Origin of the sequence: Sphingobacterium sp. UBA7038, from assembly GCF_002494055.1 — a bacterium.
In the GTDB taxonomy this organism is placed as follows: domain Bacteria; phylum Bacteroidota; class Bacteroidia; order Sphingobacteriales; family Sphingobacteriaceae; genus Sphingobacterium; species Sphingobacterium multivorum.
Genome location: NZ_DLAV01000016.1, coordinates 311,882 through 338,036 on the forward strand (window position 1 = coordinate 311,882; position 26,155 = coordinate 338,036).

A 26,155-nucleotide genomic window follows, 5' to 3' on the forward strand; every position below is an offset into this window, starting at 1 on the left:
AACATGTTGATCATTCGCTTAGACAATATGGGCGATCTGATCATGAGTAATGCAGCGCTTCAGGAAATTAAATCAGCGAATGGAAATTGTAAAATCACATTACTTGCGTCAGAAATGGCTGTTCCCATTATCCCCTACCTAGGCACTGTCGATGACTATATACAATACGATGCCCCTTGGATGAAATTGAGCTCGCATGACACGGTTGCTTCGACTGAAGCATTGATTGCTGCAATCAAAAAGCGGGAGTTTGATAGCTGTATTATTTTCAATGTATACAGCCAAAATCCAATGGCTTCGATCATGTTGGCATATCTAGCGGAAATCCCCCTGCGAGCGGCTTATATGCGCGAGAATCCCTATACGTTGCTTACCCATTGGATACCAGACAAAGAACCCCTGTTTGAGATACAGCACCAAATAGCACGTGATCTCGAACTGGTCAGACTACTTGGCATCAGCCGGTCGATCAATCGATTACCGAGCCTAATTGTACCCCGAGGTCAATTATCGAATTTAATTCCTTTACGTGGGGGGAAACAGATTATTGTCAATTGTGATGTTTCGGAGCAAAAAAGACGAATTCCCCGTGCTGTCGCACAACAATTGACGCGGCAGCTACTTGATTCAGCATTTCAGGTCATACTTGTTGGCAAGGAATACAACGATTACCTGAGATCATGTTTTTCAGAACTCGTAAGGGAAAATCTGATTAACCTTATTGGAAAGACGACAATTGATGATCTCCTACTCCTCGTAGCACATGCAGATGCTGTGCTCACGGTCAACACGGGCGTTGCTCATATTGCCTGCGCGCTACAAAAACCCACGTTGGTCCTTTACGCTCAAACAAACCCGCAGCATATCCCATGGTCGCAGGATACTGACTTTATCCTTTACCCCGTCGACCCTGCTCTGCGCTCCAAAAATACGATTAACAGCTTTGTCGATAAGCAGAATGGATCATCTAGAATGACACCGTTAAGTGTTGAAAATATCATGGATAAATTGAATTCATTACTTAAGCATTCCTCCCAAAAACAGACAGCGCCGGAAGGACCCGTCTGATCTCGCGTACAATATGCTCTATGGCGATAGGTTTGGTCAGATCAAAAGTGGTATGCAGTGCTGTGTTGAGTGGCCCCCAACGCTCGGGCTCACCATCTAGACTTATGACCACACTTTTTGCTTCTAAAGCAGCGGCAATATGGGATATTCCTGTGCAGTTGCATACAAGTAAAGTCGATTCCTTCAAAAGACAGCCAAGCGTACCCAAATCAAGTCTGGAACAGAGGTTAAGCACAGGTCCTTCAAGTATGCGCTGCAGTTCATTGACCAAAGATTCTTCAGCACTTACCCCAGTCAGGACAATCTGATATCCCATTTGCTGCATTAAGTTCGCAAGAAATCCGAAGTTTTCAATAGGCCAGCGTCGTTTGGCGTCCCGACTGCCCACATGGATAATAACGAAAGGATAGTTTATTTCAGCTTTTATTTTCCTATAGGCCTCCCAATCCTCGGGAAATAAGGGGAAATACATTGTACGGTTTGGAATTTTTAAACCTAGAAATTCCATAAGAGCTAGGTGCCTGTTCACCTCGTGAAGCTTTCCTGGATAAGTCATCCAGTCGGGGTTGTCAATTGAAGCTGTTGGTTGAAATCCTACCAGTCGCTTTGCCGCAAAATTCTGTAAAAAATCATTCACCACAGTTCCATCTCCCTGCATCTGAATCAGAAGGTCAAATTTTTCCGCTTGCATCTGCTTGACGAATCGTTCAAGATTGTCGGGATTATATGCAATTTCGGGAAGCTGCGGATGCCCGGGAAAATCCACATATTCATCGATGCAATCAAAGCGTTCCATCAATACACGCATATGAGGCAAACCAATAAAGTACAGTCTGGCATCGGGATAATGCGACTTCAATGCCCTTATGGCGGGAATAGAGGACAGTAGATCGCCCAGCTGAAGGGCTCGAAAAATAGCTATCTTAAACATACCATCGATTTTAAGGATAGACAACCCCCAAGGAAATACGGTTTGATTTATTCCTTTTTATCAATCAAAGCGTTTTTCCTATGCTAAATCATATTATTTCAAACCTTCATCATATTATTTCAAACCTTCGCGGATTTAGATCCGTTCTCTTGAAACATAGAAAAAACATAAACAAAATTTAGTTATATGGAGAATTTAAAAAATAAGCGGATAGCGATATTAGTAACAGATGGATTTGAAGAAATAGAATTGACTAGCCCAAAGGAAGCCTTGGAAAATGCAGGCGCCAAAACAGACATTATATCACCGGCTGAAGGAACAGTGCGGGCAAAAAATGGAGATGAATGGTCAAATGACTATCCTGTCGATGTTGCTCTGCAGGAGGCAGAAGAGAATCGATATGACGGATTGCTGCTACCAGGCGGGGTCATCAATCCTGATAAATTGAGGACGAATAAAACGGCTATTGCATTGATCAATGCTTTCTGGGAACGGGATAAACCGATCGCAGCCATTTGCCATGGACCTCAATTACTGATTAACGCGGATCTGGTGCGTGATAAAAAAATAACGTCCGTTGAAGCCATTCAAATGGACCTGATTAATGCAGGCGCATTATGGGAAGACAGCGAAGTGGTGATTGACGACAAACTTATTACAAGTCGTACGCCCGACGATCTGCCCGCTTTTAATAAAGCCATCATTAAAGCGTTTGCGACAGAAAAAAAGAACAAAGCGTAGTAGTACAGTTTCAATAACGTATAAAATCGGCCAACCTTTAGATCTTGTAACATGTTCAGCATATAAATAACACATAAAACAGTATATTATGAATACAACAAAAAGTTCAAGCCATACGACTGCCAAAGGGCAATCGCAAAGCAGCAACGCTAACAAAGAAAAAAAATCAGCGACAACAACAGGAAAAAGTGCTTCAGCGTCTAAAGGATCGCAAAACGGAAGTTCTGATAAAACCAAAGCTGAACTCTTGGAAATGGCAAAGAAAATGGAGATCACCGGGCGTCACGATATGACGAAAGATGAACTTGCTAAAGCCATTGAGAAGCAGGGCAAAAAATAGAAATGTCATTCACGGACAAGTGCTGATTAGTCCTGAAAATAGATACAGATTTTCAGCTAGAAACTAAGCTTAACAGAAAGACCCGCAATTTTAAATGCGGGTCTTTCTTATTTCTTCCTTTCTTTTGGCCTATCTGTAGGATCATTGGGCATCTCGTTCAACTGATCCACCTGCGGGTCTACTCCGGCCTCGGCATCGCCCTGATCCTTATCGCCTACATCTCGCAGTGTCTCTCCATTTACACCTAACTTGACCTTTTTCTTTTTTTCCATTTCGGTTCCGACGACGCGGTTTTCATTTTTTGTTGCCATATTCCTCTATTTTTTGTTTTTATTGTTTAATCAATGTAAGAGCATGTGATGAAAACCGAAGCTGACAAGACCAGCTGTATTTTTTGTATTCGTTTTCTCGATCAGTTTCTGTCGGTGCCCTTCCACCGTACGTTTGCTCAAAAAAATACGCTCTGCAATTTCGCCGTTGGTGTATCCCTGTGCGATGAGTTCCAATACATGCAATTCGCGTTCTGAAATATCATATTTTAACAAAACACGATTTAGGTCTGGAGCCCTGTCCGCAAAGTTTTTATAATCGTTAAGGCAGGAAACACTTAAGGAACCACTGATATATTTTTCTCCTTTGGCAACCTGCCGTATACCAAAAAGTACCTCATCACAACTACTATCTTTCACTAAATAGCCATCTGCTCCTGCACGCAATACATCTGCGGCAATGTGTTTGTCATTTTCCATCGTCAAGGCAAGGATTTTTATATCGGGGTATTTCTGTTTAACGAAATCAATGAGAGCTATCCCGCCCATTTCACCCATATTAATATCCGTAAGGATCATATCTGGTCGCTGATCGACATTCAACACATCCAAAGCTGCTTCAGCACTTTCAACATCAGCCAAAACAGTAATGTCATCTTGCGTTTCTAAAATCAGCCGAAAACCACTTCTTACCAAATGATGGTCGTCAACAAGCACTATCTGAATCATAGCTATCTGTTTAATGAACTTATGTACTTCTAGGAACAGCACCCAATTGTAAAAAGTTTTTTACAATTGAATTTATCTAAAAAATAAAGAAAATAAGATTGATTTTCTTTTTCTATCATAATAGCAAATATAGAAAGCGAAACGCTTTTGACCTGAGCTTTGTTCTCCTACTAAGTGCATGCAGGTGACATGCCATCATTAAACGATAGATAATATGAAAAACTCAACAAAATTAATTGCCGTCAGTCTATTATGCTTAGCAGCCTATGGATGTAACGGCGCTAAAACTGATGATCAAAAATCACAGGAACTGATGCGTGATTCCGTTCCCAACGATACCACGACGATACAATATCGCGACACCACATCTTCCGAATCCCGTGGAGAAATCCCGCCGACACCACAGCCGGATACAACGACAAAAAAATAAAACGAATGTAACTTGGCTAATGTTCTTGGCTTGATAATAGCATAATTATGAAGTCCTCCCGTCGTGAGATGGCTGGAGATTAGATTTATTGTAGAGAGCTAGACAATGTAAACATTGTCTAGCTTTTTTATTTGGGCACTATTCGAAGGTCAGATTGATTTTCGAAAATCCCAATCCCTGTAAGAGCGGTTTAAAAACGGTGGTTGCATTGGCCTTGGTCTGCTGCAGGATATCCGATTTCTTTACATCATCAGCAACAGCTTTTTCCGCAGCTTTATAAGCTTCATCCACGAGCTCTGCTTCGCGCAAGAAAGCCATTTTCGTATCATAGACTTTGGACGCCTCGTGGTCGATCTTGATGTAACAAATTTCTGGAGCCGGCAATTTGATGGAGACCGAATCCCCCAAAACCGTGATATCTTCCGGACTAAGTTTCGTCAAATTCACACAGCCTACAGCATCTGCTTTCACGATGAGTAATACACTTGCATCCGGTAAAAAAGTATTCACGTTTTTGTGCTCTACAACATCACTGTAACGGTATTTGACCAATTCCAGTTTTCCCATGGCTTCAATACGGTCCACCAACAGCTGATGTTTACTTTCCACTGTCGGTCCGCTGTTATATTTATGATACACAAACCAGGCGCCAACTGCCAAAATGGCTACGATAATTAAAAATTTTAAAAATTTTCCCATAAACTATACTATACAAATTAAAGACCAAGCTGCTTTTTTAGACATTTAACCTGAAAATATTACCTCAATATTATTCTTCAGGGTCACTAAATGGGCATACTTGAAAATTATACCTTTTGATAGACAATTGTTTAGTTAAAAAGTTTAAAAAACATTTGGAACATATGAGCTATAATACTACTTTTGTGACATCAAAATCACGGTAGGTATAGCTCAGTTGGTTAGAGCACTAGATTGTGGTTCTAGGGGTCGTCGGTTCGAGCCCGATTACTTACCCAAAAGGCAGATCAAATGATCTGCCTTTTTTGTTTCTAGTCCCGTCTGTTTGCTCCCGTCTGTTAGCGCCACATAAACCCGCCAATACGGAAAAAGCGGAGCAACTTGTTGATCACGGTTAAAGCAGGTTTTTTAATCTTCCATTTTAATCCATCGAATCCTGTGGGAGCCGCATTGAAATCTTTCACTGTCGCCGCCCCTGTTTTCATATGGATCGGCGCTTCATCCCTTCGAAGTTTCTCCACCACCAGGATGCTATCGTAGTAGTGTAGAGACCCTACCGAACGCGTAAATCCGTTGACCTTCAATCCACGTTGCTCAGAATGGTAAGCATTGATGTAATCAATAAAATTTTTACTATACTCTATAAAAGTACCATTCCTTTTATGGCCACCACCATAAAATACCTGATAAGATGTATGTAAATCTTCACAAAGGTATACGCCATTGTCTTTCACATGATCAAAAAGCTCCTCAAATGTCACAATCTGTTGTTTCATCGTATGGCCACCATCATCAATCAATATATCGATCGGCGGAATAGACTCTTTTACCTGACGCAGAAACTTTCGGTCGGACTGCGAACCAATAAAGATCTCGACATTTTCTTCTTCGAGTTCCTTACAGTGCGGATTGATGTCAATACCATATATTTTAGCACGATCGCCAAAATAGTTCTTCCACATCTGCAGACTTCCACCCTGAAAAACCCCAACTTCCAACACCACGATCTCTTTGCCTTTGAAACGACTAAAATGTCTGTCGTATATATCGAAATAATGCATCCATTTATTGATTAGCTTCGCATTATTATTTCGGAAATAAGTTTCTAACTCGTTCATGTCCTTCGGTCTATTTTAAGGGGTTCTGGTTTTTTATGTGTTGAATTTATTGAAATATAACGAAATAAGCAACGATATATTTTTCTCCAGTCTAATTTTAAAATTCAATTTTAAAACATTCAAATAATTTTCCTACATTTACATAACTAGTTATATAATTACTTATAATACGATGGAATTATTTGAAAAAACAGGAAAAATAGCCTTAGGTAGCAGATTGCGTTACATGGCTTCCAACATCACAGAAGAAGCCGCCCGGATACACGAGCTTTATCAGATTGAATTTGCACCCAAATGGTTTCCCGTATTCTTTATTTTATCGGAAGGTGATTCCAAGACAATTACTGATATAGCAACAGAGATTGGCCACTCCCAGCCGTCGGTCACTAAAATCGTTAAAGAAATGATCGAAGCGGGCCTACTTGAAGATAACCTTCGCTCTATGGATAAACGGAGAAATATGGTTGGATTGAGTAATAAAGGAAAAATGCTATGGGAAAGAATGAAAATTCAATGTATCGATATCGATCGTGCCATTGATGGGATTATCCAGGAAGCTACGCACAATCTATGGGAAGCTTTAGCGGAATGGGAATTTCTCCTTGAACAAAAATCCTTATTGAAACGGGTGCAAGAGCAAAAGAAAATGCGTGAAAGTAAGGATATCAACATTGTACCGTACAATCCAGCCTACCGCTTAGCATTTAAGTCCTTGAATGAGGAATGGATTTCCACCTATTTTGAATTGGAAGAGGCGGACCATAAAGCACTTGACAACCCTGAGGAGTATATTTTGGCAAAAGGCGGCAAAATTATGGTTGCTCTTTATAATGACAAGCCCGTAGGTGTATGTTCACTTATCAAAATGAATCATCCCGATTTTGACTATGAATTGGCAAAAATGGTGGTTTCTCCAACAGTGCAGGGCAAAAATATAGGCTATCTTTTGGGAAAAGCAATTATTGAAGAAGCAAAGACTCTAGGGGCTTCAAAACTGTTTCTCGAGAGCAACACCATTTTAAAACCTGCGATCAATCTCTATCACAAGTTAGGTTTTCAAAAAATCAATGGCTTTCCAAGTACTTATCAACGCTGTAATATCCAGATGGAACTGGATTTAAAAAAATAACCCTGCGCAGTAGAAACATACACTGGAATAGTCAACTCAGATAAGCGAATGAATGCTTCCTTTTTTTGGGGAAGCATTTTTGTTTAATTAATTTTCAAATAAAAGGTGATACTTTTCGCTAAATTGGTACATGTCTATAAATGATATTGCTATGCAACAATTGATCAATTCAAATCGAACAATAGACCGGCAGGTGCTCTTTATGAACTTGTATAAAAGTACATTTCCTATCGTGGCTAAGTATATCAGTCGCATGGGCGGTAATTTAGATGAAGCCAAAGATGTATTTCAGGACGCTTTACTGGTGTATTATGAAAAGATACATTTAAAAGAAACACCACTAAACAACGCTATTGGTTATTTGGTCGGAACAGCCAAAAATCTATGGCTTAAACGGTATGGTCAATCCAGCCCAAACCTCTCCCTAGATCAAGTGGATATTGCTTTGACAACCGAAGAGTCTCCTTCTAGCGCAAGGCTGTTTCGCTTTTTGGAGATTGCCGGGCGCAAATGTTTAGAACTTTTGAAAAGCTTCTATTATGATCAAATGTCCCTGCAAGAAATTGCAGATGAATATGGCTATTCGGGCGTAAGGAGCGCCACTGTACAGAAATTCAAATGCCTGGAGAAAGTTAGAGAATCCGTTAAAGAAAAATCCCTGGTTTATGATGACTTCATGGAATGAGACCCAGCAGATAGAAGCATATATCTTTGGAATGGCTGAACCAGAAGAAGCGTTGCTTTTTGAAGCGCAATTGGTATTGGACGAAGAATTGGCAGACAAGGTTATTGCGCAACAAAAAGCTTATGAAGCTATTCAGCAATTTGGGCGCAAACAATTAAAAACTGAAATTGAAGCCATAACGCAAGCATTATTTACATATCCTGAACATGTCTCTTTTAGAAAAAAAATACTAAAGTTATTTCGCAAATCCTAAATTCTTAACATCATGACGATTGACAAAAATGAGTTCCGCAAATTTGCGGTAGGGCACTGCTATGTCCAAAAAGATCTGGTGGATCATTACATTTCCGGTATCGAGCAATCCCGCATGCCGCTTGCCATGACTCCATATATCACCGAAGAACGCGAATTGCGCGTATCACAGATGGACGTATTTTCCAGATTGATGATTGACCGTATTATCTTTATGGGTGCTGCCGTAGAATCCAACATCGCCAATATCGTACAAGCCCAGCTGCTATTTCTTCAATCTGTTGATCCCAAAAAAGATATACAACTGTATATCAACTCTCCTGGCGGCGAAGTTTATGCTGGATTAGGTATTTATGATACGATGCAATTGATCAGTCCTGATGTTGCAACAATCTGCACCGGTATGGCACTCTCTTTTGGCGCGATATTACTCTGTGGCGGCGCCGCCGGCAAGCGTAGCGCCCTGCAGCACGCACGGGTGATGTTGCATCAACCGCTGGGCGGTGTTCAAGGGCAGGCATCTGACATTGAAATTACAGCCAATCAAGTGTTGAAAATAAAGAAGGAGCTGTACGATATTATTGCCAAACATAGTGGACAAAGCTATCAACGTGTACATGATGTTAGCGACCGGGATCACTGGATGGTTGCTTCAGAAGCAAAAGAATTTGGAATTATTGACGACGTACTGACCTAGCGATGATCATTAAATTTATGAACAATTTCAAACGGACTATTGACAGACTATTGTCAATAGTCCGTTTAATTTTGTTATCAATAAATTTAGATCATCATGAAATTAACATCCATTCGACTGATTGCAAATGACATCCAGCAATCCGTCACATTCTATGAAGAAATCCTGGGCCTCACCGCGCAATGGTTTACACCAGATTTCGCTGAAGTTTCCACCAGTTCGATTACCATAGCTATTGGAAGTACGCGTACGATGCAAATGTTTAGCGACAGCCCCACTGTCTTTGGCAACACGGCCCCCATTATTATTGAATTTTTAGTGGAAAATGTAGATCATGAATATATTCGGATCAAAAATAGTGCTTCAAAAATCGTTCAGGAGCCGACAACAATGCCTTGGGGCAATCGCTCATTGCTTTTTTGTGACCCCGATGGTAACCTGCTTAACTTTTTCACGCCACTGAGCCCTGAGGCCATCAAGAAATTTGGTTTAGACGCTACTAACTAGTCTGCTCATCTGACAAGATACTAACATCGAATATAGTATCTTGTCTTCATTAATTGACATTTAACAGCTATTCAGCTCATGTCCCTCATTAAAGATATATATACATGGGAATTCTATCAGTTTATTGCTGATCAGTTCCACCTCGTTGATAACAATTTTAACAGAGAACAGTTTATCAAACGTGTTTTTGCAGGCAGTTTTCATGAAATGGAATGGAAACAGCGCACAAAACATAGCACAGCGGTCTGCATGAATTTATGCCGAACTCCTTTCCTGAAGCAGCGGCCTTACTAAGACAAGTTGTGGGACATCTCCTAAAAACGAAGCATCCGGGAGGACTTGAATATGTTATTTTTCCAGACTATATCGAAACTTACGGCATCGAAGATTTTGAAACAGCTGTACAGTCATTTGAAATCGTCACGAGATTTATCAGCTGCGAATTTGCCGTTCGCCCATTTATTATCAACTATGGATCTCGAATGATCGCGGAAATGGAAAGGTGGTCCAAAAGTCCACATGCTCAGGTACGACGCCTTGCAAGCGAAGGATCTCGACCTCGACTCCCTTGGGCGATGGCAATTCCATCGTTGAAAAATGATCCTACTCCTATCCTGTCCATCCTACAAAACCTCCATAATGATTCATCCGAGAGCGTCAGAAGAAGTGTAGCCAACAATCTCAACGATATCGCTAAGGATCATCCCCATCTTGTCTTGGGTATTGCCCAGCAATGGAAAGGTATCAGTAAAAATACAGATGCTATCATCAAACATGGCTGCCGTACCTTACTCAAACAAGGGCATCCAGCAATTCTAAGCTTTTATGGACTGGATTGTAGCGATTTCGATGTTACCAATCTCAGTATTCATACACCGGCTGTTAAAGTAGGTGAACATCTTATTTTTTCTTTTGAAATCGAGAATGGAAGCAGCACCGCTAAATCACTACGTCTGGAGTATGGGTTATATTATCAAAAATCAAATGGCCAGCTATCTCGAAAGGTTTTTAAAATTAGTGAACGAATTTATCAGGGAGCTGAGATAAACCGTATCGAGCGAAAGCAATCTTTTAAATTGATTACCACCCGGAAATTCTATGCAGGGAAGCATAAAATCTCCATTATTGTCAATGGGCGAGAAAGGGTCCAACAGGAATTTGAGCTATTGCACATTTAATGGGACATAAGAAACAAACGAAGGGCTTTCGTGTTCTACTAGAAACAATAGAATATGCGCTGGATGACTTTTTCCAAGGTATATGTGGTAGGTGGTTTATATTAATATGAAGTCTGTTATGAAGAAAATTCTCTTAATCTTTTTTGTCTTACTTATTCTATTTATCATTGGGCTTTTCATTAGAACGCTGACTTATCCGTTTACGCGAGTCAAAAAATCGGAGGTGGCGCCAATGCCGCCAGCGGTCAATGACAGCATTGTTGCCCGATTTGCCGGCGGTATCAAAATAGCCACCATCTCTATTGGCGACTCGATATTATTTAATCATGCTCCTTTTGAAGAACTTAATAATTATATCAGGTACAACTTTCCACTGATCTATCGCTCGCTGGAAACCTATACAATCAATGGTCATGCGCTGGTCTTTCGACTCAAGGGAAGCGACAAGAGCTTGCATCCGCTACTCTTTCTTTCCCATACGGATGTCGTCCCTCCTGGTTCAGCTGCCATAAAAAACAACGATTCATCACTATTTCAGCCTAGCGACCAGGCGATACCACCTGTAAGCGAAATCGCCGAAGAGTGGGACTATGCACCTTTTTCGGGAGCAGTAGCCAACGGCCGCATTTATGGACGTGGAAGCTTAGACATGAAAGGAATGCTTTTCTCCTTACTTGAAGCGACAGAACAGCTGGTTCGAGAACAGGTACAGCCCAAGCGGGATATCTACCTCGCTTTTGGTTTTGATGAAGAAGTTGGGGGCGTACGTGGCGCAGCCAAAATAGCAGACTACTTCAAAGAAAAGGGCCTTAAATTCGAAGCCGTTTATGACGAGGGTGGACTCATTCTGGAAAAGGGCTCGGTCGAGGGGATCAGCTCGGATGTAGCATTGATCGGTTGCGCGGAGAAGGGATTTTTATCCCTGAAAATAAAGGTTAAAGGTCTTGGTGGGCACTCTTCGATGCCCCCAACAACGAGTGCAATTGGTCAAGCGGCAGTCATCATGCAGCGCTTAGAAAATCACCAGATGAAAGCACAGATCAACCCCATTATCCAAAACTTCTTTCAACAGGTTGGTGGCAGCATGCCTTTTGCCTCCCGATTTGCGATCGCTAACCGCTGGCTTCTTGAACCTTTACTTCTGGCTCAACTAACGAAAAACCATTCGACTAATGCTCTCGTGCGAACAACTACGGCACTGACAATGATGAAAGGCAGCGATGCCCCCAATGTCCTTTCACCTGAAGTTGAATTTGTTGTCAATTTTAGACTGCTACCCGAAAACACCCTACAGGAAGTTCGGGATCATGTCGAGCAGGCTACAAGCGGGTTTGATGTTGAGATCGAACAGGTCGACAATGCCCGAGAAGCATCCAAAGTTTCACCAACAGACGCTAAAGCCTACAAAATGATGGAAATTGCTATCCGCAGACTATACCCCGATCTTATTATTACGCCCTACCTGACGGTGGGCGGAACCGACGCCATCAAATATCAGCATCTCAGTGATCATATCTATCGTTTTATGCCCATTAAAATTAATCACGCCGAACAGCAGAGTATGCATAGTACCAATGAATACATCAGCATTGAAAACTACCTGAAGATGATAGACTATTTTTATTACATGATGCGTCACTACGACGATGAAAAGATTTAACCATGGACAATCTTCGCAATTACATTCACACACTGGTTGATTTTTTAACAAACACAGATAAGAAATATGAAAACAGACAATAACGCACTCTTGGAATTCGAAAAATTTATGGCTATCCGATTGAAATCCTCAACAGATTTTGTGGAGGGCCATTTTGACTCTCTTAAAGACATTTCTGTCTCGAATGAGCCGGCAACAATTTTTCCGCCCAATGGAATATACATCTCTGGGGTATCCGAGGTCAATGATTTTAATCAAAAAGGAGCTTCCAATTTCCTTCCGGGTGCAGAAAACAAATTTGAAGTGATCCATCAATATGCCTGTGATTCGCTAGCTTACTGGACGGGTATACAACGTTCGACAGTCAACGTAAAAGGGCGAGATTCAGCAGTGATTTTCAATCTCAGAATCACCGAAATCTTCAGAAAAGAGCAAGGCAATTGGAAGCTTTTGCATCGACATGCCGATAAACTGGCCGAATAATCGAGATGGCTTAGCAAATCGTCAGATAAAACGGCTGTGTGCAGCAAACCACTGGAGACTATTTAAGCTATTGTGCATTGCAGCATTTACCTAATGATAGTTCATTAAATAAACAATGGTGACTATCTAACGTATCCCTTTTGTTACAAAAGCAATTCACACAAACGATTGCATTGAATAATTTTCGTTTAATTTAATTGTATTTATAAAATTAGAGTCAACAATTAAATTTAACTTATGAGATATCCCAAATTTACACTACTGCTTTGCGCGGTATTGGCAAGCTTTCTGTCTTGCAAAAAAAGCGAGGTGCAAACCAATTTAGAAGAGAAATTATCGCTCCGCGCTGCATCCCCTGGAGCAAGCGGATACGAAGTTCCCTTAGGTGGTAATGCCTTTGTTACTTCAGCACCTTCCGGTGCAGTTGAAGTCATCAATAGCAATGGCTTGGCAAACTGGACCAATGCCAATAGTGTGATCAGTACCTATGCAAAGGTCCCCCAAGCAGGCGCTTTACGTGTTAAAATAAGGGCTAAAGTATTACCGTCCGGCGATAGCAGTACGGTGAAGTTAACGATCAACGGTGTAAGTAAACAAATCAAACTTAAGGGTGGAACCCTTAAGGATTACACTGTTGGTACCTATTCGCTAAATGCGGCGGGTTATATAAAAATGGATCTTCAAGGTGTATCCAAGTCAGGTGGTTACTTTGCCGATGTATCCCATTTGATTTTAGATAGTTCGGCAACGAATGGCACAGTAATTTATAGTGACAATAATGTAGATAATACCTACTATTGGTCGCGACGGGGTCCATCCTGCCATTTGAGTTATACCATTCCAACAAATCAGCAAGTTTCCTATTATTATAGCGAGGTGAAAGTCCCCGCAGGAGAAGATAAAATAGGATCTTACTTTATGGCAAATGGCTTCGGCCAAGGATATTTCGGAATGCAGGTCAATTCAGCGACAGAGCGCAGAATATTATTTTCTGTTTGGAGTCCATATAGCACCGATAACCCATCACAAATACCTGCAGAGGACCGCATTACATTAAATAGAAAAGGTGCAAATACCACGACAGGAGAGTTCGGTGGCGAAGGTTCTGGCGGACAAAGCTACCTCAAGTTTAATTGGACTGCCGCTACTACCTATAAATTTTTATTAAAGGGAGAACCTGATAATAATGGAAGTACTGATTTTACAGCATGGTTTAATGATCCTTCGACCAATACTTGGATACTCATTGCAAGTTGGAAACGTCCCAAAACAAATACTTATTTAACAGGATTTCATAGCTTCCTCGAAAATTTCAACGCCGACAACGGCTTTCTGGGACGTTCGGCAGAATATAGTAATCAATGGGTTCGAACATCTGCTGGAACTTGGCTGAAAGTCGTGGAAAGTACCTTTACGGTTGATGCAACCTATTCCAATAACCAGCGGATAGACGCCATTGGCGGAATAACCGGGAATAGCTTCTTCCTGAAAAATGGCGGTTTTTTCAATACTGTCGTAAATCCCGGAACGAAATTTACACAAGCAGGTACTGGCACAGCACCTTCAATAAATCTAACAACACTGCCGTAATACGCATGTTTACAGCAAATTATTAGTAGTTTATATTCCATGTAAAGGGGCGATACGTTCAAATGAAGTATTGCCCTTTTAAAAACTTAACCTTGTGATATTTACATAACAATTCGTACCTTTCACTAACACTTTAATAAAATTAGCTAATCCCCCGCCTAGGGCAGGTTGTAAACCCAATGGCTTTTCCGAATACCGACGATAGATTCCAGCATCAAGAACAATAAACTTGTTTATGAATATACTATCCAAACCCTTATTTATCCTATTGAGCACCCTGTTGCTAATTAGTAGCCTTTCATCAAACGGACAGTATCTTTCACCCATCAATACTGACCATAAACTTAAAAACCAACTCGATACAATTGTAAACTGTTCCGTTGTTGATTATCTTTCCAACAACAATACATTTAGTGTGTCTATTGGGATTTATATTAAAGGGCACAAAACAACCTACACCTACAGTAGAGAAAAGTTACCAAACGCCGATAACTATTACAACATTGGATCTGTGGCGAAAACCTTTGTCGGCGCTCTACTTGCGCAAGCGGTCCTTGATAAGAAAATCAACCTCGATGATGATATCCGTAAATACTTGCCAGGAGGTTATTCCAATTTACAATACCGCGGCCATGGAATCCGCGTTAAGCATCTAGCAAATCATACTTCTGCCCTTCCAAAGACTTTCAGATCGCTACCTACCAAAGTTGTCGATAGTTTAAGGGGGCTCACTATTCCGGAACAGGTAGACTATCTTGGAAAGTACAGTCGTGACGACCTATTGGATGATCTGAGGAAAGTCAAGCCCGACACCGTCCCAGGTACAAAGTTCAGTTACAATAGCACGGCTGTGATGGTACTTATTGCGCTATTGGAAAGTAGCTATAAAGATTCCTATGAACATCTTATCAGCGCATATATGAAGGGAAACCTCGGTATGCATTATACAACGCCCTATTTAGATGAGTCACAAATAAACGACGTTGTACAGGGCCATGACAATAAAGGTCAGCCTGTTCCATTTGCGAATCTGAGCGGGTTTTACTTTGGTCCCACAATGAATTCAACGATCAATGATATGTTGATCTACATCGAAGCCAACCTCAAACTAAACGATAGAGCCCTTGGTCTAACACATCAACTGACTTATGGAAAAGACGATGGATTTGGTATGGGGCTCGGTTGGATGATCAATCGTGACGAACGTGGGGTTCGCTATTTCTATCACGATGGAAATACTAAAATAGGCTACAATACCTTATGTGTGCTGTATCCCACAGATGATTATGGTATCGTTATTATGGTCAACGACACCATTGATCAACGCAAGGTCAGTGAACTTGAAAATGACATTAGACATCAGTTATTACTGTATGATCGGCGACAGGTTCAGCCTTCATCTTCAGCAGAAAAGAAGGATTAAAATTAAGTTATCATTAAAAAAATATGTATTTATTTTTAATTCAATAAAAAATAAAATTAAAATAAGAGAAGTAATAATAAATTCTCCCAAAATATTATTAATTTTCGGAAACTAACCAATGTGGAAATCGGTGAATGTTTATTTTTTTAACTAAAGAAAGGAGGCAAACAAAACAACGACAATGAGAACCGCTTGAAAAACCAAGCACATTTAAATTAATGATTCATTCACAAATCTTAAAAACTAAGTTATGTTAAAATTAACCAGTCGCTGGAACAGACTTTATGCTGTTTTGGCCGTAGTTTCCACATTTTCTATTTTTAGTTGCCAAAAAGCTTCATTAACTCCTGAGAGTCCAGAAGCACAACTGAACAAAAAAGCTGCTGTATCCGCACAGGCAGGAGCTACAATTGCAACATTAAATTGGGATCAAACCTATCAAAAGATTGATGGATTTGGTGCATTCGGAGGCCGGATTGTTCCATTCTTTGAATCCGCAAAAAGAGATAGTATTCTGGATTATTTATGGGGAGGCAGTGGATTGAAACTGAATATCCTTCGTGGAAAAGTACTTCATACCTATCCTTTTAATCAACAGACCAAGGTCGTTACCATTAAACCGGCAGGAGTTTCGATTGACGTAGACCCCAATAGTGCGACTTATCAGAATTTGACAGCAGATGAAAAAGAACAGCTTGGACAGGTCTGGATCATCAAGAAAGCAAAAGAAAGATTCCAAGTTCCCTTCGTTATGGCAAGTACCTGGACTCCGCCCTTATACATGAAGACCAATACGAGCAGTATTTCCGCGAAATGGTTTAATGGACTTAATTTTAATACTTCTTCAACAGCTTTCGCGCGCTACCTGACTGGATTTGTAAAATCATTTCAAAATGAAGGAATTACAATCAATGCTATCTCTCCTTCAAATGAGCCTGAAAATGTCTTTTCAGACTGGGATGCTTCTTATTGGGACGCTTCGCATTTGGGACAATTTATTACCAACAATCTCCGTCCAGAATTAAACGGCGCTGGTCTACAATCCACCAAGATTATATCTTCCGAAAATGCGGCCTGGGGAACTGCCGATAATTTCCTCTCAGGCATGGACAGAAGCAATGTCGACATCCTTGCGGGGCACGGCTACGTTGAAATAAGTGGCATCATCACTGGTCAACGTGGGTTTAACCAGAGTCCGTCCATGTGGAATTTTAGTATTGGTGGTAAACCAATGTGGGTAACAGAAGCGTCCGATGATGGCGGCAATTATGACAGTGGCATTGAAGGCGGCTTGAAACTGGCCGTTAATATGCACAAACTACTGGCGGATTGTAATGCCAATGCCTATGTGTTTTGGCTAAGGATGCTGGCATTTCAAAATAATGAGGCGCTTATTTGCACAAAGAGTGATGGTTCTTTGGAGTTTCCAAAAACGTATGATGTGATGGGACATTATTCCAGGTTTATCAAAGCAGGTTATATGCGTATCAATGTAGCGGTTCAAAATGGAAATGGCTTATTGATTTCGGCTTACAAAGATCCTCAATCGGGTAAGTTTGCCTTAGTTGTCACCAACACGGGTACTGCAGCTGTTCCATTGGATATCAACCTCACAGGTTTTGCAAGCGGTGCGCTGAACAATTACCAAACCACGGCAAGCAGTTCTGGCCATTGGGGTAATGTCGGAGCTGTAACACCAAACAGCTCAGGTGTCTATTCCTTAACAATACCTGCTAAAAGTATAAGCACTTTAGAAGGCAACAAACTTTAATTTGTTCATCATACTGAGGGAGTTGTCCTCCCTCAGTGTATTGTTCAAAACACATATTCTAGTTCTAAATTTTGTGCCATTGCCTATTTCCCTTTATCTTGAAAACTTAACTTTCCATAGCATCTGAAGATATGCCTTCGAAAGCATAAAAATTTGAACGACTTCTAAAAATAAGAATTTAAAGAACAAAATCCAGCTGGCTTTCGTTCTTTAAAAAATCAATTCTAAATCATTAGGAAATATAATGTTTAAAAAACAAATTGAAGAACGCACCTGTTCTTTCCGAACTAAAATATATTCCAATATCTTTGCTACCTATATTTTGGAAAAACTACTATGAAATTGCGCTACCTTACGATGCTTACTCTTGGGATATGTACTATCTCTGGATTAAAAGCACAAGAAAAATCAAATCTTATCAAACTAAATCTTTGGCCCCTATCTGTCGGAAATATTGCATTGGAGTATGAAAGATCGCTCAATGAGCACCTATCGATCAATGGAACGATAAGTTATCGTCCAAAAACCAACTTACCCTTTAAATCCCTATGGGAATCTGTTTTTGATGATGATAATAATATTTTGGGTGAAGCTAAATTAGGCGCTTTTTCCATTACCCCCGAAGTACGTTTCTACCTCGGGAATAAAGAAGTGTTAAAAGGATTCTATATCGCGCCCTTTGTCAAATACGCCAATTACAGTGTACACACAAAGATTACCGTCGATGAATCAAATTATCACCGTGAAGTACCTCTATCGGGCAGCTTAGATGCTTTTACCGGTGGGGTAGCTGTCGGTAACCAATGGAAACTTGGACAAAACATCTATTTAGACTGGCGCATTGTCGGTCCCGGTTATGGCTTCAACAATGGAAAGTTCGAAGGGAAAACTCCATTAAATGCAGACGAACAACGCGAAGTAAGGAGACAACTGGATGAATTTGATAGTAAACTCATGAAAATCAAAAAAGAAGTAAATGCCGATGGCGTAACACTAAGCACTAGCGGACCGTTTGCCGGTATTCGCACCGCATTATCCATAGGCTACCGGTTTTAATTACAAGATCCTACGTTCCTCGTATCATCTTTTCCCATAAGCGCACAATATTGGTGCGCTTTTATCCATAGCAATCGCTAAGGATCCTTTATGCAGTTTTCATTCCAGTTTCGGGAAGAAATAGATCAACTATTTAAGGAATAACATCCCTATCGCTAGTTTATCAAATTAGATTATGCTCACGGGCATACTTAAGCATTTGTCCAATGGTTTGACATTCTGCTTTTGCCATCATCTTCCTGCGATGTGCAACAACTGTGTGTGGGCTCAAAAAGGTTTTTGAAGCTGTCTCAGCGACGCTATAACCCTCCGAGAAATATTGTAATACTTCGATCTCTCTCGGTGTAAATGTTTTGATTTTTTTATTAGATGTGGATAAAATGCGTTCAAATTTGCTACATATATATATATCTTTTTTCTTTATCGCATCAAAGCAGGACAGTACTTCACTTAATTCACAAGATTTACTTAGCACAGCTTCCGGACGGTACTGAAGAATACTCGATATCACAGCAGGAGCTGTTGCTCCAGTCAAAAAGATGATCTTTGCATCCCCATTTATACGTCTGATCTCGGTCAACAACGAAAGTCCATTTTCATTTGGAAGATAGTAATCCAAAAAAAACAAACAGATCCTGCTTTCCAAAAGCACGTAAAAATTGAAGGAATTCAGACCCCTGACTAAAGGACTGGACTAATTCTATTCCACATTCCCGCTTCAACAAGAGTGCAAAGGAAAAAGCAACTATTTTCTGGTCATCTAAGATAACAGCATGGCTAGTAGTCTTCATAAATATGGCTGGTTTAATTAACCTAGTAAGACAAATATAATCATTTAAAACAACCATAATAACTTGTTTTACAAGCATGTAGATATTCAGCTACACGCCTAACATATTCCTGTTATATCCTGTTTGAAATATAGCATAAACATGCTATATCCCTCTTAGAACTTACCAAGTAAGGCCATAAAGTACGTCTTTTACAACAGAATTTAAGCATGCCATATCATCATACACTAATTCACTAGCTCTCGAAATAAGCCATTAGGCTAGCGAAAGAACTATAGAATATTTAAACTTATAAAATACATTGTTATGAACAAGAAACTTTTTAAATCTGCAACTGGTAAACTACCCTACCAGGTACCTCAGATTAAAATGACTGTCGTTTTATTAGAAAATGGCATAGCGGCAGGTTCAAATGCCCACACTTCTGGAGATGTAAAGCAGACATGGGAAAACGAAGAATCACAGACTCAAAGTAAAAGTGACGGATGGTGGTAGCGCTCCCATTGAGATCAATTAATCAAAAAAACGAAAAATGAAAAATCAATTTATTCACTTCCTCCCCTTATTCATTATACTTTTCGCGTCATGTAGCAAAAATGAAAGCAAAACGGCTGTCGAGACAGATGGGAATGTTAGGATAAAAATGAGTGGGGTCTCTTTCGCTGACGAAGATACCGATCTCCAATCAAAATTATCGACCAACAAACTTTTAAATAATACACTTTCGAACATCCGGGAGTCCATTGTTCCTTTTAACAGTGAACTTTCGGTACTGGCCACTTTGACAGCGGAGCCCGCTACTTCATCAAACGCATTGCGTGCATCTACAGGGCTTAAAATGGCCACAACACCTGTTTCACTGAGTACTGGGGCCAAATATACTATTGCGGTCTACAATGCTACAGGAAATTATGTTAAAGATACAGGAATATTAACATATTCGACTAGTGGTACAAATTGGAATCTATCGCTTCCCGCAGGGTCTTATACCTTTGTTGCTATCGCCGTTGCAAATGGTCAGACTTTTCCTTCAATCAATTTTAATCAAGCGTTGGCGAACATTACGTTTAATGTAACTGGTGCAGATACAGACATCTTATGGAAAAAAATGCCGGTCACTGTAATCGCTAACCAAACACTGGCCGTCGATCTCATCTTAAGTCACCTATTTACGCAAGTACAGGCTACGCTAGAAAGTACTTCCGCCAACGTAGTTGGCAATATCACCTCCATGACTAGTAGTACAATCTCTCCAAATTATGAAACGGCTTCGGTTAAACTGGCTGATGGGATTTTCACCCAAGGTGGTTCATCGACGGCACGTAACGTCGCTTTTAGTGGTACAGGGCTCGCATGGACGAGTAATGCAACACTGCTTATTACCGAAGGAACGACAGTTGGTAAAGTGAATTTTGGAACAGTATCCCTAAACTCTACACAAAATGGCGCACGCTCGGGAACAATAGATTTATCGAATTTAAGCTTACAAAAAGGTGTAAAATATAGTTTAAAGCTTCGCTTGGTACCCAAAGGAGCAATCGACGTACCTACTTCGAACTACTATTGGAGTTCGGCTAACTTGACGGGCACTGCGCCGATCACAATCGCATCAGCTCAATATATAAAAGGAGGTGTTTATGGAGGAAATGGATCTGCAACATACTGTGAAGGCGCTTTAGGCACTGGTTGGCGAACAGCTACACAAACGGAATATCAGTCATTGATTAATATGGGTGTCGTTAGAGGTAGTTATAATGGTCAAACAGGCTGGTTCCTCGGGACATCTACTATACCAACCACAAATAAAGATAATTATATGTTCCTCCCTGACAACAATTTTGTGCGTTCTTCTTCGGGAAGCAACAACATTCCGACTGGAGCGGTAGGCGTCTACTGGGCAAGCGCGTCCGTTCAAGGTAACTCCAAACCAGCATTGATATTAACAACAACTGGCGTTTCAATCGTAGACGTACATCAAAATAATCAAATCGGTATACGCTGTGTAAAAAGCAAATAAAAGACCGTTTATTATCCAATAAAAAAGCAATGGAGCAAGACCTGAGCTATTGACCTCATCTTGCTCCATTGTTTTCTTTAAATCATGATTTTATGCAGTTATTCGATCCCGGATTCTGGTAGTTTCAACAATCAAATCAACTTAGTCTTCTATCCGCTATTTAGAACGGTCACTGGGAGGTGTTTTCCAGAATTTTAATAAAATGTCCCTAATTTTATTTTTAATATCATTTTCTCCAAATACTCTTGCTACCTTTGTTCTTCAAATTAAATTAACATGCCAAAAGAGACAAGAACAGGGCTTTATCAGGGAATCATCGAAAAAGATGACAACGGGAATTACTTTTGTGGTCCCTACCTACTGGATTATCAGACCGTAGAAACTTACTATAAATTGGGCGATCGCGTTAGTATCAAAACCATTATCAAAAATACAAGCCGCAAGAGTATGGAAGCTTATCCGCAAAAATCAGTTAAATTTTCCTATGCGTCAGAGGATCATGGAAATGATTAAAACCCATTTAGATTGAACAATATAAATAACAAGGCCAGTTCTACAGAAATGGCCTTGTTATTTTCAAGATTGTTTTTGACGCGAGGCGAAAAACAAAGCCTCTGATTTTTGGTAAATCAAGAGGCTTCAACATAATCAAATGGATCGATTACTTTATAAAATAGGTATATTTTTTTTCAGCATAAAGAATGTACATTCAATAACTTATCTAAATGATGCATCTAAAATTCATTTTCCATAAAAGCTATTCTAAATTCACATTCTTTTTGAGCGATTCAACCCGTCGTCGCTACCATTTAGTGTAAGTGTCATTACTGATTTACGCTTCAAATATAAAAAACTAGTTTAATAGCTTCCGAGCGGAGATAATTGCATGTGTCTAATTTTCGTTGAAATAGCGATTCAGTACGATGAAATTAAAGAGCGGAGTAAGGCGATATATCTCGATAATAAAATTATATTTGCAAAAAAAACAATTAACCCAGCAATGAATAATAAATGTCTTAATTGCAATTGTGCGATAGAAACTATTTTTTTGCGGCTATTGTGGACAAAAAGCTGCAATGCACAGAACACGATATTAATGCCGTAATCAATACCATTGGATTACGCAATCGAAATTATATTGGAATTAATATATAAGTATACACGAATCACTAGCCAATAAGGTCTTATGCTACAAAAACGATCAAGTTTTTTTCTACAATTTGGTATTCTATTAAATTTAATTACATGTAATTTTTGTTTTGCACAAAGACACAAATACGATAATAGACGAATAGATAGTGCAACATTTGTTGAAACTAGAACAATATTAAGCCAGTTAAGCACGGATCAATATGAGAAAAGGATATTCACCAATGAGTTCGTTACAATACCTTACCGGCTTCTCTTACCAAAAAATTTCAATTCAAAAAGAAAATATCCTGTTGTCATTACATTTCATAATTCATCTAGAATGGGTAGTGACAATGAAAACCAATTAGAGCATTTGGCAAGAACCTGGATTAGAGAAGATATTTATACAAGGTTCAACTGTTTCGTTGTTGCCCCACAGTTTGAAAAGCGTTCATCAATCTACGAATTGAATAAGAATGGTATACTTGAGGCAAGACCTTCAAGAGATGCACGGCAAATTTTAGAATTGATAGAAAATATTGAAGACGAGTTTAAAAATATCGATAAAAATCGAATTTATCTCGTCGGTTATTCTATGGGAGCGTCAACAGCACAAAACCTCATGAGCCTGGCCCCAGAAAAATTCGCAGCAATGATTTCTATCGCCGCTGTACCAGATCTATCTAATATCAACACACTTGTTCATAAAAACATTTGGCTTATCCATGGTGAAAAAGATATAGAGAATTCTTATATTGGAAGCGAAGTTTTGTACAAAAAGCTGCACGGAAATCGTAAACTCAATTTCACAACTTTTAAAAATTTACAGCATAATAATATTGTCATTCCGTTTCTACTAACGGACGAGCTCCAAAAATGGTTATTCACTAAGCATAATTAACTTAATTGGACTAGTACCGAGTCTTCAGGGCAATAGGTTGTAATTCCTCATTCGGTATCTGAGGAACATATACGGTCTGTCCTCCCCTTTCGTCGATCAACAAGGCCAATAAACTACTGATGTCGTCGATCGTGTCCAATCCTATAGGGCTGTCTACTATAGCTATATCCCGATCCGAAAGAATCTTTACGGCCTGATGGAAGCTTTCTTGAACCACTAAGATATCCCCGCGGCCATCTTGGCAGGCGCGATAGATTTCTTGAAGATCAGTGATCACTAAGCCCTTGCCCACAGCTGCTTCCAATTCTTTAAAGTAGTCCTCATTTTTTCGTACAAGCTCCTGTTTCATAAAATTCCAAGCACGGCTCTCCAACTGATGTGTTTCAATGTTGTTATAATCAATAGGCAGGTATCCGTAATAGACCGAGGGGCGATCTGCAACCTGTAAGAGCTTGCTATAGTTATCTTCTGTACAGAAAACGAGCGTGCCAATCCTCTCTTCACCAATAAATCGTAAAAGCGCTTTATCAACCCGATTAAGATATTCCCTGAGAAGATCATCAAGATGTTTGGCATCACTGCTCTTATCCGGAAATGTGTTATGGAATTGATTTTCGGGAATCGGGAACTCTTCGCTACTGATATCCTCAACAATACGACCATTGGTGGCTCGAAAAAGGTGGACACCGCTTTGCGAAAGGAGCATCACAAGATAACTGGTTTGACGGCCAATCTCCTTCACCAACGGGCGTACTGCAAATGTATTGCTGATATGGACTCCTTCTTGGTTTGTCTCCCAAGAGGACTTGAAAACTTCACTGATGGTATCAGAAACGAAAATATGAAGACTTTCAAGATTATAATTGATATCGAGCTCTTGATCTATTTTTTCCAATTTTTCGATCAGACCAGCAATATCTTTCTGATCATGTTTATCCAACAACCTATCAATCGCTTCTCTTTTAAAATTTTTGATTTTTATGCGGTCACTGAGATTATCAGGATGTGTGCGATGGGTATTGACAGAGATGGTGACACATAATTTATCCTGAACCCGAATAAGGGTTTGCAAAAGTTGTTTTTCGAACATTATCATAAAGAAATCCGTTAAGAAATAAATACAGTTATATGTAACAACAATTGCAGGAAGCTTCTTGTTTGAATAAAATTGAAGTGAAACAGTTTCCGAGAACTTATTTTCAAAAAACAATACATCCCCTTGACAGTTATGCTAGGTAAAAAAGCATCTACATGAAAAATATTTTTATCGCGGAGTGACAGGTTGTGTCGATCTCCAACACTCCTGTAGATACGATAAAACTGCTATTGAAGAAGTTGATTTTGATATTCTGATTGACTTTACCACAGCGTTTATCGCAAAGCAAAATGTCCTCTTTCGAGGAATAAAAGCTAGACAATTGAAGCCTAGCTTTTATTTATAGTCGTCGAAACAGTTAATTTAAGCGATAAACTTTGAGCTGTTTTTGCAGCTTTTTACGTACCATGTGAATTCTGGTCTTTATAGTGCCTTCTGGCATATTAAAATAGGAAGCGATTTCATGGTATTTATAACCATCTAAAAATAGACGGAAAATTTCATAATTTTCGGGCGTAAGACTGGTCATCGCTTTTTCGATGTCTTCGGCCATAAACTTATTGATCCCTTTATTGAGTTCAGACGTGTTGGTACTTTCTAAGGCAATATAATTATCCTGAATTTCCGTCACGCGCTTGGCTTTTCTATACTTATTAATATACGTATGCTTCATAATCACATATAGCCAGCTCATTAACTTCGGATGCTGCACAAAGTTGTCTATGGACTTCAATGCCCTTATCCAGGTTTCTTGGATCAAATCTTCCTTTTCATCCGGATCAGCTGTAAATTTAGCAGCAAAATGATTAAGCAAACTTCTTTTTTCGTTGATGAGTACATTTAAATTGTAGTTGTTCATAACTTATCCTCTTTCTTTTTTCAACTGATTGTTTAAAATGGTTTTACATGAACAGAGGTAACAAGAAGGATGCTAGATTTGAAGCTCCATTTGCGCCAAAAAATAAATAGCAGCGTTGAGGGTAGAAATACGTTTTCCTATTTTATAAAGCTAATTAAGCAAAGTTTAATAGCTTTTTGACATTTATTTTAAATAATGATCAAAAAATAAGCAACTAATAAAAAAAGATAATAAGGTATTTATTTACTGCTGAAATGTTAGAAATACGTTTATTCTGCGTTTTAGCATTTTATATTCAGATGAACATTGTATATAGTTGTTGAGAAAACTGAACACGCAATTGATCGAAATACGATATCAAAGCAAACTATCACTATTCGAAAGCTGTTCTAAATAAAAAAATCAAATTATGGGAAATCTATTGTACATCATCGCCGTTATATTGGTCATCATTTGGGCGATAAGCTTTTTTGGAGGTTACGCTACGGGAAATATCATCCACGTGTTATTGGTCATTGCCATTATTGTCGTTTTATTACGTGTAATTCGTGGTGCTGCTTAAACTGAACTCAAAAGATGAAACAAGAGGCTGTCTCAAAAAGGC

At 39.6% G+C, this 26,155-nt stretch carries 30 protein-coding genes and 1 tRNA gene; 22 read left to right on the plus strand and 9 right to left on the minus strand.

The annotated features are described in order from the left end of the window. Nucleotides 1-3: 3 nt before the first annotated feature. The gene (locus tag B3H30_RS12050) at nucleotides 4-1,068 is read left to right on the plus strand and encodes a glycosyltransferase family 9 protein (RefSeq protein ID WP_175441971.1); all 1,065 of its coding nucleotides are present in this window, start codon (nucleotides 4-6) and stop codon (nucleotides 1,066-1,068) included. On the opposite strand, the gene B3H30_RS12055 is transcribed toward B3H30_RS12050, so the two are convergent. After that, on the minus strand, nucleotides 1,022-1,999 hold the full coding sequence (locus B3H30_RS12055; RefSeq protein ID WP_070564422.1) for a glycosyltransferase family 9 protein: 978 nt from the start codon (nucleotides 1,997-1,999) through the stop codon (nucleotides 1,022-1,024). The genes B3H30_RS12050 and B3H30_RS12055 overlap by 47 nt on opposite strands. Nucleotides 2,000-2,185: 186 nt before the next feature. Here B3H30_RS12055 and B3H30_RS12060 point away from each other — a divergent pair, with 186 nt between their 5' ends. Together B3H30_RS12060 and B3H30_RS12065 are read left to right on the plus strand one after the other, a co-directional pair. Then, nucleotides 2,186-2,740, plus strand: coding sequence for a type 1 glutamine amidotransferase domain-containing protein (locus B3H30_RS12060; protein WP_115048602.1), 555 nt, complete (start codon nucleotides 2,186-2,188; stop codon nucleotides 2,738-2,740). An 88-nt stretch (nucleotides 2,741-2,828) separates the two neighbouring features. Continuing rightward, nucleotides 2,829-3,080, plus strand: coding sequence for a Rho termination factor N-terminal domain-containing protein (locus tag B3H30_RS12065; RefSeq protein WP_070564428.1), 252 nt, complete (start codon nucleotides 2,829-2,831; stop codon nucleotides 3,078-3,080). Between the two features lie 107 nt (nucleotides 3,081-3,187). Here the strand turns inward: B3H30_RS12065 and B3H30_RS12070 are convergent, their stop codons facing one another. Together B3H30_RS12070 and B3H30_RS12075 are read right to left on the minus strand one after the other, a co-directional pair. Continuing rightward, nucleotides 3,188-3,391, minus strand: coding sequence for a hypothetical protein (locus tag B3H30_RS12070; RefSeq protein WP_070564431.1), 204 nt, complete (start codon nucleotides 3,389-3,391; stop codon nucleotides 3,188-3,190). Between the two features lie 30 nt (nucleotides 3,392-3,421). Beyond that, the gene (locus tag B3H30_RS12075) at nucleotides 3,422-4,078 is read right to left on the minus strand and encodes a response regulator transcription factor (protein WP_070564434.1); all 657 of its coding nucleotides are present in this window, start codon (nucleotides 4,076-4,078) and stop codon (nucleotides 3,422-3,424) included. A gap of 214 nt (nucleotides 4,079-4,292) precedes the next feature. Between B3H30_RS12075 and B3H30_RS12080 the strand changes: the two genes are divergently transcribed. Continuing rightward, on the plus strand, nucleotides 4,293-4,508 hold the full coding sequence (locus B3H30_RS12080) for a hypothetical protein (protein WP_070564437.1): 216 nt from the start codon (nucleotides 4,293-4,295) through the stop codon (nucleotides 4,506-4,508). A 138-nt stretch (nucleotides 4,509-4,646) separates the two neighbouring features. Here the strand turns inward: B3H30_RS12080 and B3H30_RS12085 are convergent, their stop codons facing one another. After that, entirely contained in the window at nucleotides 4,647-5,207 is a 561-nt protein-coding gene (locus B3H30_RS12085; protein ID WP_046676305.1) for a DUF4230 domain-containing protein, read from the minus strand. Nucleotides 5,208-5,409: 202 nt separating this feature from the next. On the opposite strand from B3H30_RS12085, the gene B3H30_RS12090 reads away from it, so the two are divergent. Further along, a tRNA-His gene (locus tag B3H30_RS12090) sits at nucleotides 5,410-5,483 on the plus strand. A gap of 62 nt (nucleotides 5,484-5,545) precedes the next feature. On the opposite strand, the gene B3H30_RS12095 is transcribed toward B3H30_RS12090, so the two are convergent. Further along, nucleotides 5,546-6,325 (minus strand): class I SAM-dependent methyltransferase, encoded by a 780-nt coding sequence (locus tag B3H30_RS12095; protein WP_083295870.1) that lies wholly within the window; start codon nucleotides 6,323-6,325, stop codon nucleotides 5,546-5,548. A gap of 172 nt (nucleotides 6,326-6,497) precedes the next feature. Between B3H30_RS12095 and B3H30_RS12100 the strand changes: the two genes are divergently transcribed. The 12 genes from B3H30_RS12100 to B3H30_RS12155 all read left to right on the plus strand — a co-directional run bounded on the left by B3H30_RS12100 (nucleotide 6,498) and on the right by B3H30_RS12155 (nucleotide 18,756). After that, nucleotides 6,498-7,454, plus strand: a complete 957-nt coding sequence (locus B3H30_RS12100; protein WP_070564440.1) for a bifunctional helix-turn-helix transcriptional regulator/GNAT family N-acetyltransferase — start codon at nucleotides 6,498-6,500, stop codon at nucleotides 7,452-7,454. 151 nt (nucleotides 7,455-7,605) lie between these two features. Next, nucleotides 7,606-8,139 carry an RNA polymerase sigma factor gene (locus tag B3H30_RS12105; RefSeq protein WP_070564571.1) on the plus strand — a complete coding sequence of 178 codons (534 nt, stop codon included), beginning with the start codon at nucleotides 7,606-7,608 and terminating at the stop codon, nucleotides 8,137-8,139. Next, nucleotides 8,120-8,392, plus strand: a complete 273-nt coding sequence (locus B3H30_RS12110) for a hypothetical protein (protein ID WP_139144943.1) — start codon at nucleotides 8,120-8,122, stop codon at nucleotides 8,390-8,392. Before B3H30_RS12105 ends, B3H30_RS12110 begins: the two co-directional genes overlap by 20 nt. Nucleotides 8,393-8,404: 12 nt before the next feature. Beyond that, a complete protein-coding gene (locus tag B3H30_RS12115) occupies nucleotides 8,405-9,088 on the plus strand; it encodes an ATP-dependent Clp protease proteolytic subunit (protein WP_070564446.1) in 684 nt (227 codons plus the stop codon). 96 nt (nucleotides 9,089-9,184) lie between these two features. Then, the gene (locus B3H30_RS12120) at nucleotides 9,185-9,595 is read left to right on the plus strand and encodes a VOC family protein (protein WP_070564449.1); all 411 of its coding nucleotides are present in this window, start codon (nucleotides 9,185-9,187) and stop codon (nucleotides 9,593-9,595) included. A 257-nt stretch (nucleotides 9,596-9,852) separates the two neighbouring features. Beyond that, nucleotides 9,853-10,773 carry a DNA alkylation repair protein gene (locus B3H30_RS12125; protein WP_254667684.1) on the plus strand — a complete coding sequence of 307 codons (921 nt, stop codon included), beginning with the start codon at nucleotides 9,853-9,855 and terminating at the stop codon, nucleotides 10,771-10,773. Between the two features lie 118 nt (nucleotides 10,774-10,891). Beyond that, nucleotides 10,892-12,433, plus strand: a complete 1,542-nt coding sequence (locus tag B3H30_RS12130) for a M20/M25/M40 family metallo-hydrolase (protein WP_070564572.1) — start codon at nucleotides 10,892-10,894, stop codon at nucleotides 12,431-12,433. Nucleotides 12,434-12,499: 66 nt separating this feature from the next. After that, nucleotides 12,500-12,916 (plus strand): nuclear transport factor 2 family protein, encoded by a 417-nt coding sequence (locus B3H30_RS12135; protein WP_070564452.1) that lies wholly within the window; start codon nucleotides 12,500-12,502, stop codon nucleotides 12,914-12,916. 237 nt (nucleotides 12,917-13,153) lie between these two features. After that, nucleotides 13,154-14,506, plus strand: a complete 1,353-nt coding sequence (locus B3H30_RS12140) for a DUF3472 domain-containing protein (protein WP_070564455.1) — start codon at nucleotides 13,154-13,156, stop codon at nucleotides 14,504-14,506. A gap of 235 nt (nucleotides 14,507-14,741) precedes the next feature. Next, a complete protein-coding gene (locus B3H30_RS12145; RefSeq protein WP_070564458.1) occupies nucleotides 14,742-15,929 on the plus strand; it encodes a serine hydrolase domain-containing protein in 1,188 nt (395 codons plus the stop codon). A 250-nt stretch (nucleotides 15,930-16,179) separates the two neighbouring features. Continuing rightward, the gene (locus B3H30_RS12150; protein ID WP_083295871.1) at nucleotides 16,180-17,700 is read left to right on the plus strand and encodes a glycoside hydrolase; all 1,521 of its coding nucleotides are present in this window, start codon (nucleotides 16,180-16,182) and stop codon (nucleotides 17,698-17,700) included. 336 nt (nucleotides 17,701-18,036) lie between these two features. Next, a complete protein-coding gene (locus B3H30_RS12155) occupies nucleotides 18,037-18,756 on the plus strand; it encodes a DUF3575 domain-containing protein (RefSeq protein WP_083295872.1) in 720 nt (239 codons plus the stop codon). 163 nt (nucleotides 18,757-18,919) lie between these two features. Here the strand turns inward: B3H30_RS12155 and B3H30_RS12160 are convergent, their stop codons facing one another. After that, nucleotides 18,920-19,375: a helix-turn-helix transcriptional regulator gene (locus B3H30_RS12160; RefSeq protein ID WP_286834128.1), complete on the minus strand. Its 456-nt coding sequence runs from the start codon at nucleotides 19,373-19,375 to the stop codon at nucleotides 18,920-18,922. Continuing rightward, nucleotides 19,353-19,547 carry a hypothetical protein gene (locus B3H30_RS12165; protein ID WP_286710281.1) on the minus strand — a complete coding sequence of 65 codons (195 nt, stop codon included), beginning with the start codon at nucleotides 19,545-19,547 and terminating at the stop codon, nucleotides 19,353-19,355. Before B3H30_RS12165 ends, B3H30_RS12160 begins: the two co-directional genes overlap by 23 nt. A gap of 306 nt (nucleotides 19,548-19,853) precedes the next feature. Here B3H30_RS12165 and B3H30_RS12170 point away from each other — a divergent pair, with 306 nt between their 5' ends. From B3H30_RS12170 to B3H30_RS12185, 4 genes are all read left to right on the plus strand, one after another. Next, the gene (locus tag B3H30_RS12170; RefSeq protein WP_070564463.1) at nucleotides 19,854-20,042 is read left to right on the plus strand and encodes a hypothetical protein; all 189 of its coding nucleotides are present in this window, start codon (nucleotides 19,854-19,856) and stop codon (nucleotides 20,040-20,042) included. Between the two features lie 37 nt (nucleotides 20,043-20,079). After that, the gene (locus B3H30_RS12175; protein ID WP_286710280.1) at nucleotides 20,080-21,564 is read left to right on the plus strand and encodes a hypothetical protein; all 1,485 of its coding nucleotides are present in this window, start codon (nucleotides 20,080-20,082) and stop codon (nucleotides 21,562-21,564) included. 276 nt (nucleotides 21,565-21,840) lie between these two features. Next, entirely contained in the window at nucleotides 21,841-22,077 is a 237-nt protein-coding gene (locus B3H30_RS12180) for a hypothetical protein (RefSeq protein ID WP_070564469.1), read from the plus strand. Nucleotides 22,078-22,750: 673 nt separating this feature from the next. Further along, nucleotides 22,751-23,596 (plus strand): alpha/beta hydrolase-fold protein, encoded by an 846-nt coding sequence (locus B3H30_RS12185; protein ID WP_070564475.1) that lies wholly within the window; start codon nucleotides 22,751-22,753, stop codon nucleotides 23,594-23,596. Between the two features lie 10 nt (nucleotides 23,597-23,606). On the opposite strand, the gene B3H30_RS12190 is transcribed toward B3H30_RS12185, so the two are convergent. Beyond that, nucleotides 23,607-24,692 carry a hypothetical protein gene (locus B3H30_RS12190; protein ID WP_139144944.1) on the minus strand — a complete coding sequence of 362 codons (1,086 nt, stop codon included), beginning with the start codon at nucleotides 24,690-24,692 and terminating at the stop codon, nucleotides 23,607-23,609. A gap of 358 nt (nucleotides 24,693-25,050) precedes the next feature. Further along, the gene (locus B3H30_RS12195; protein WP_046676293.1) at nucleotides 25,051-25,551 is read right to left on the minus strand and encodes an RNA polymerase sigma factor; all 501 of its coding nucleotides are present in this window, start codon (nucleotides 25,549-25,551) and stop codon (nucleotides 25,051-25,053) included. A gap of 409 nt (nucleotides 25,552-25,960) precedes the next feature. On the opposite strand from B3H30_RS12195, the gene B3H30_RS12200 reads away from it, so the two are divergent. Continuing rightward, complete coding sequence (locus B3H30_RS12200) at nucleotides 25,961-26,113, plus strand: lmo0937 family membrane protein (RefSeq protein ID WP_115048587.1); 153 nt, start codon at nucleotides 25,961-25,963, stop codon at nucleotides 26,111-26,113. Nucleotides 26,114-26,155 lie beyond the last annotated feature (42 nt).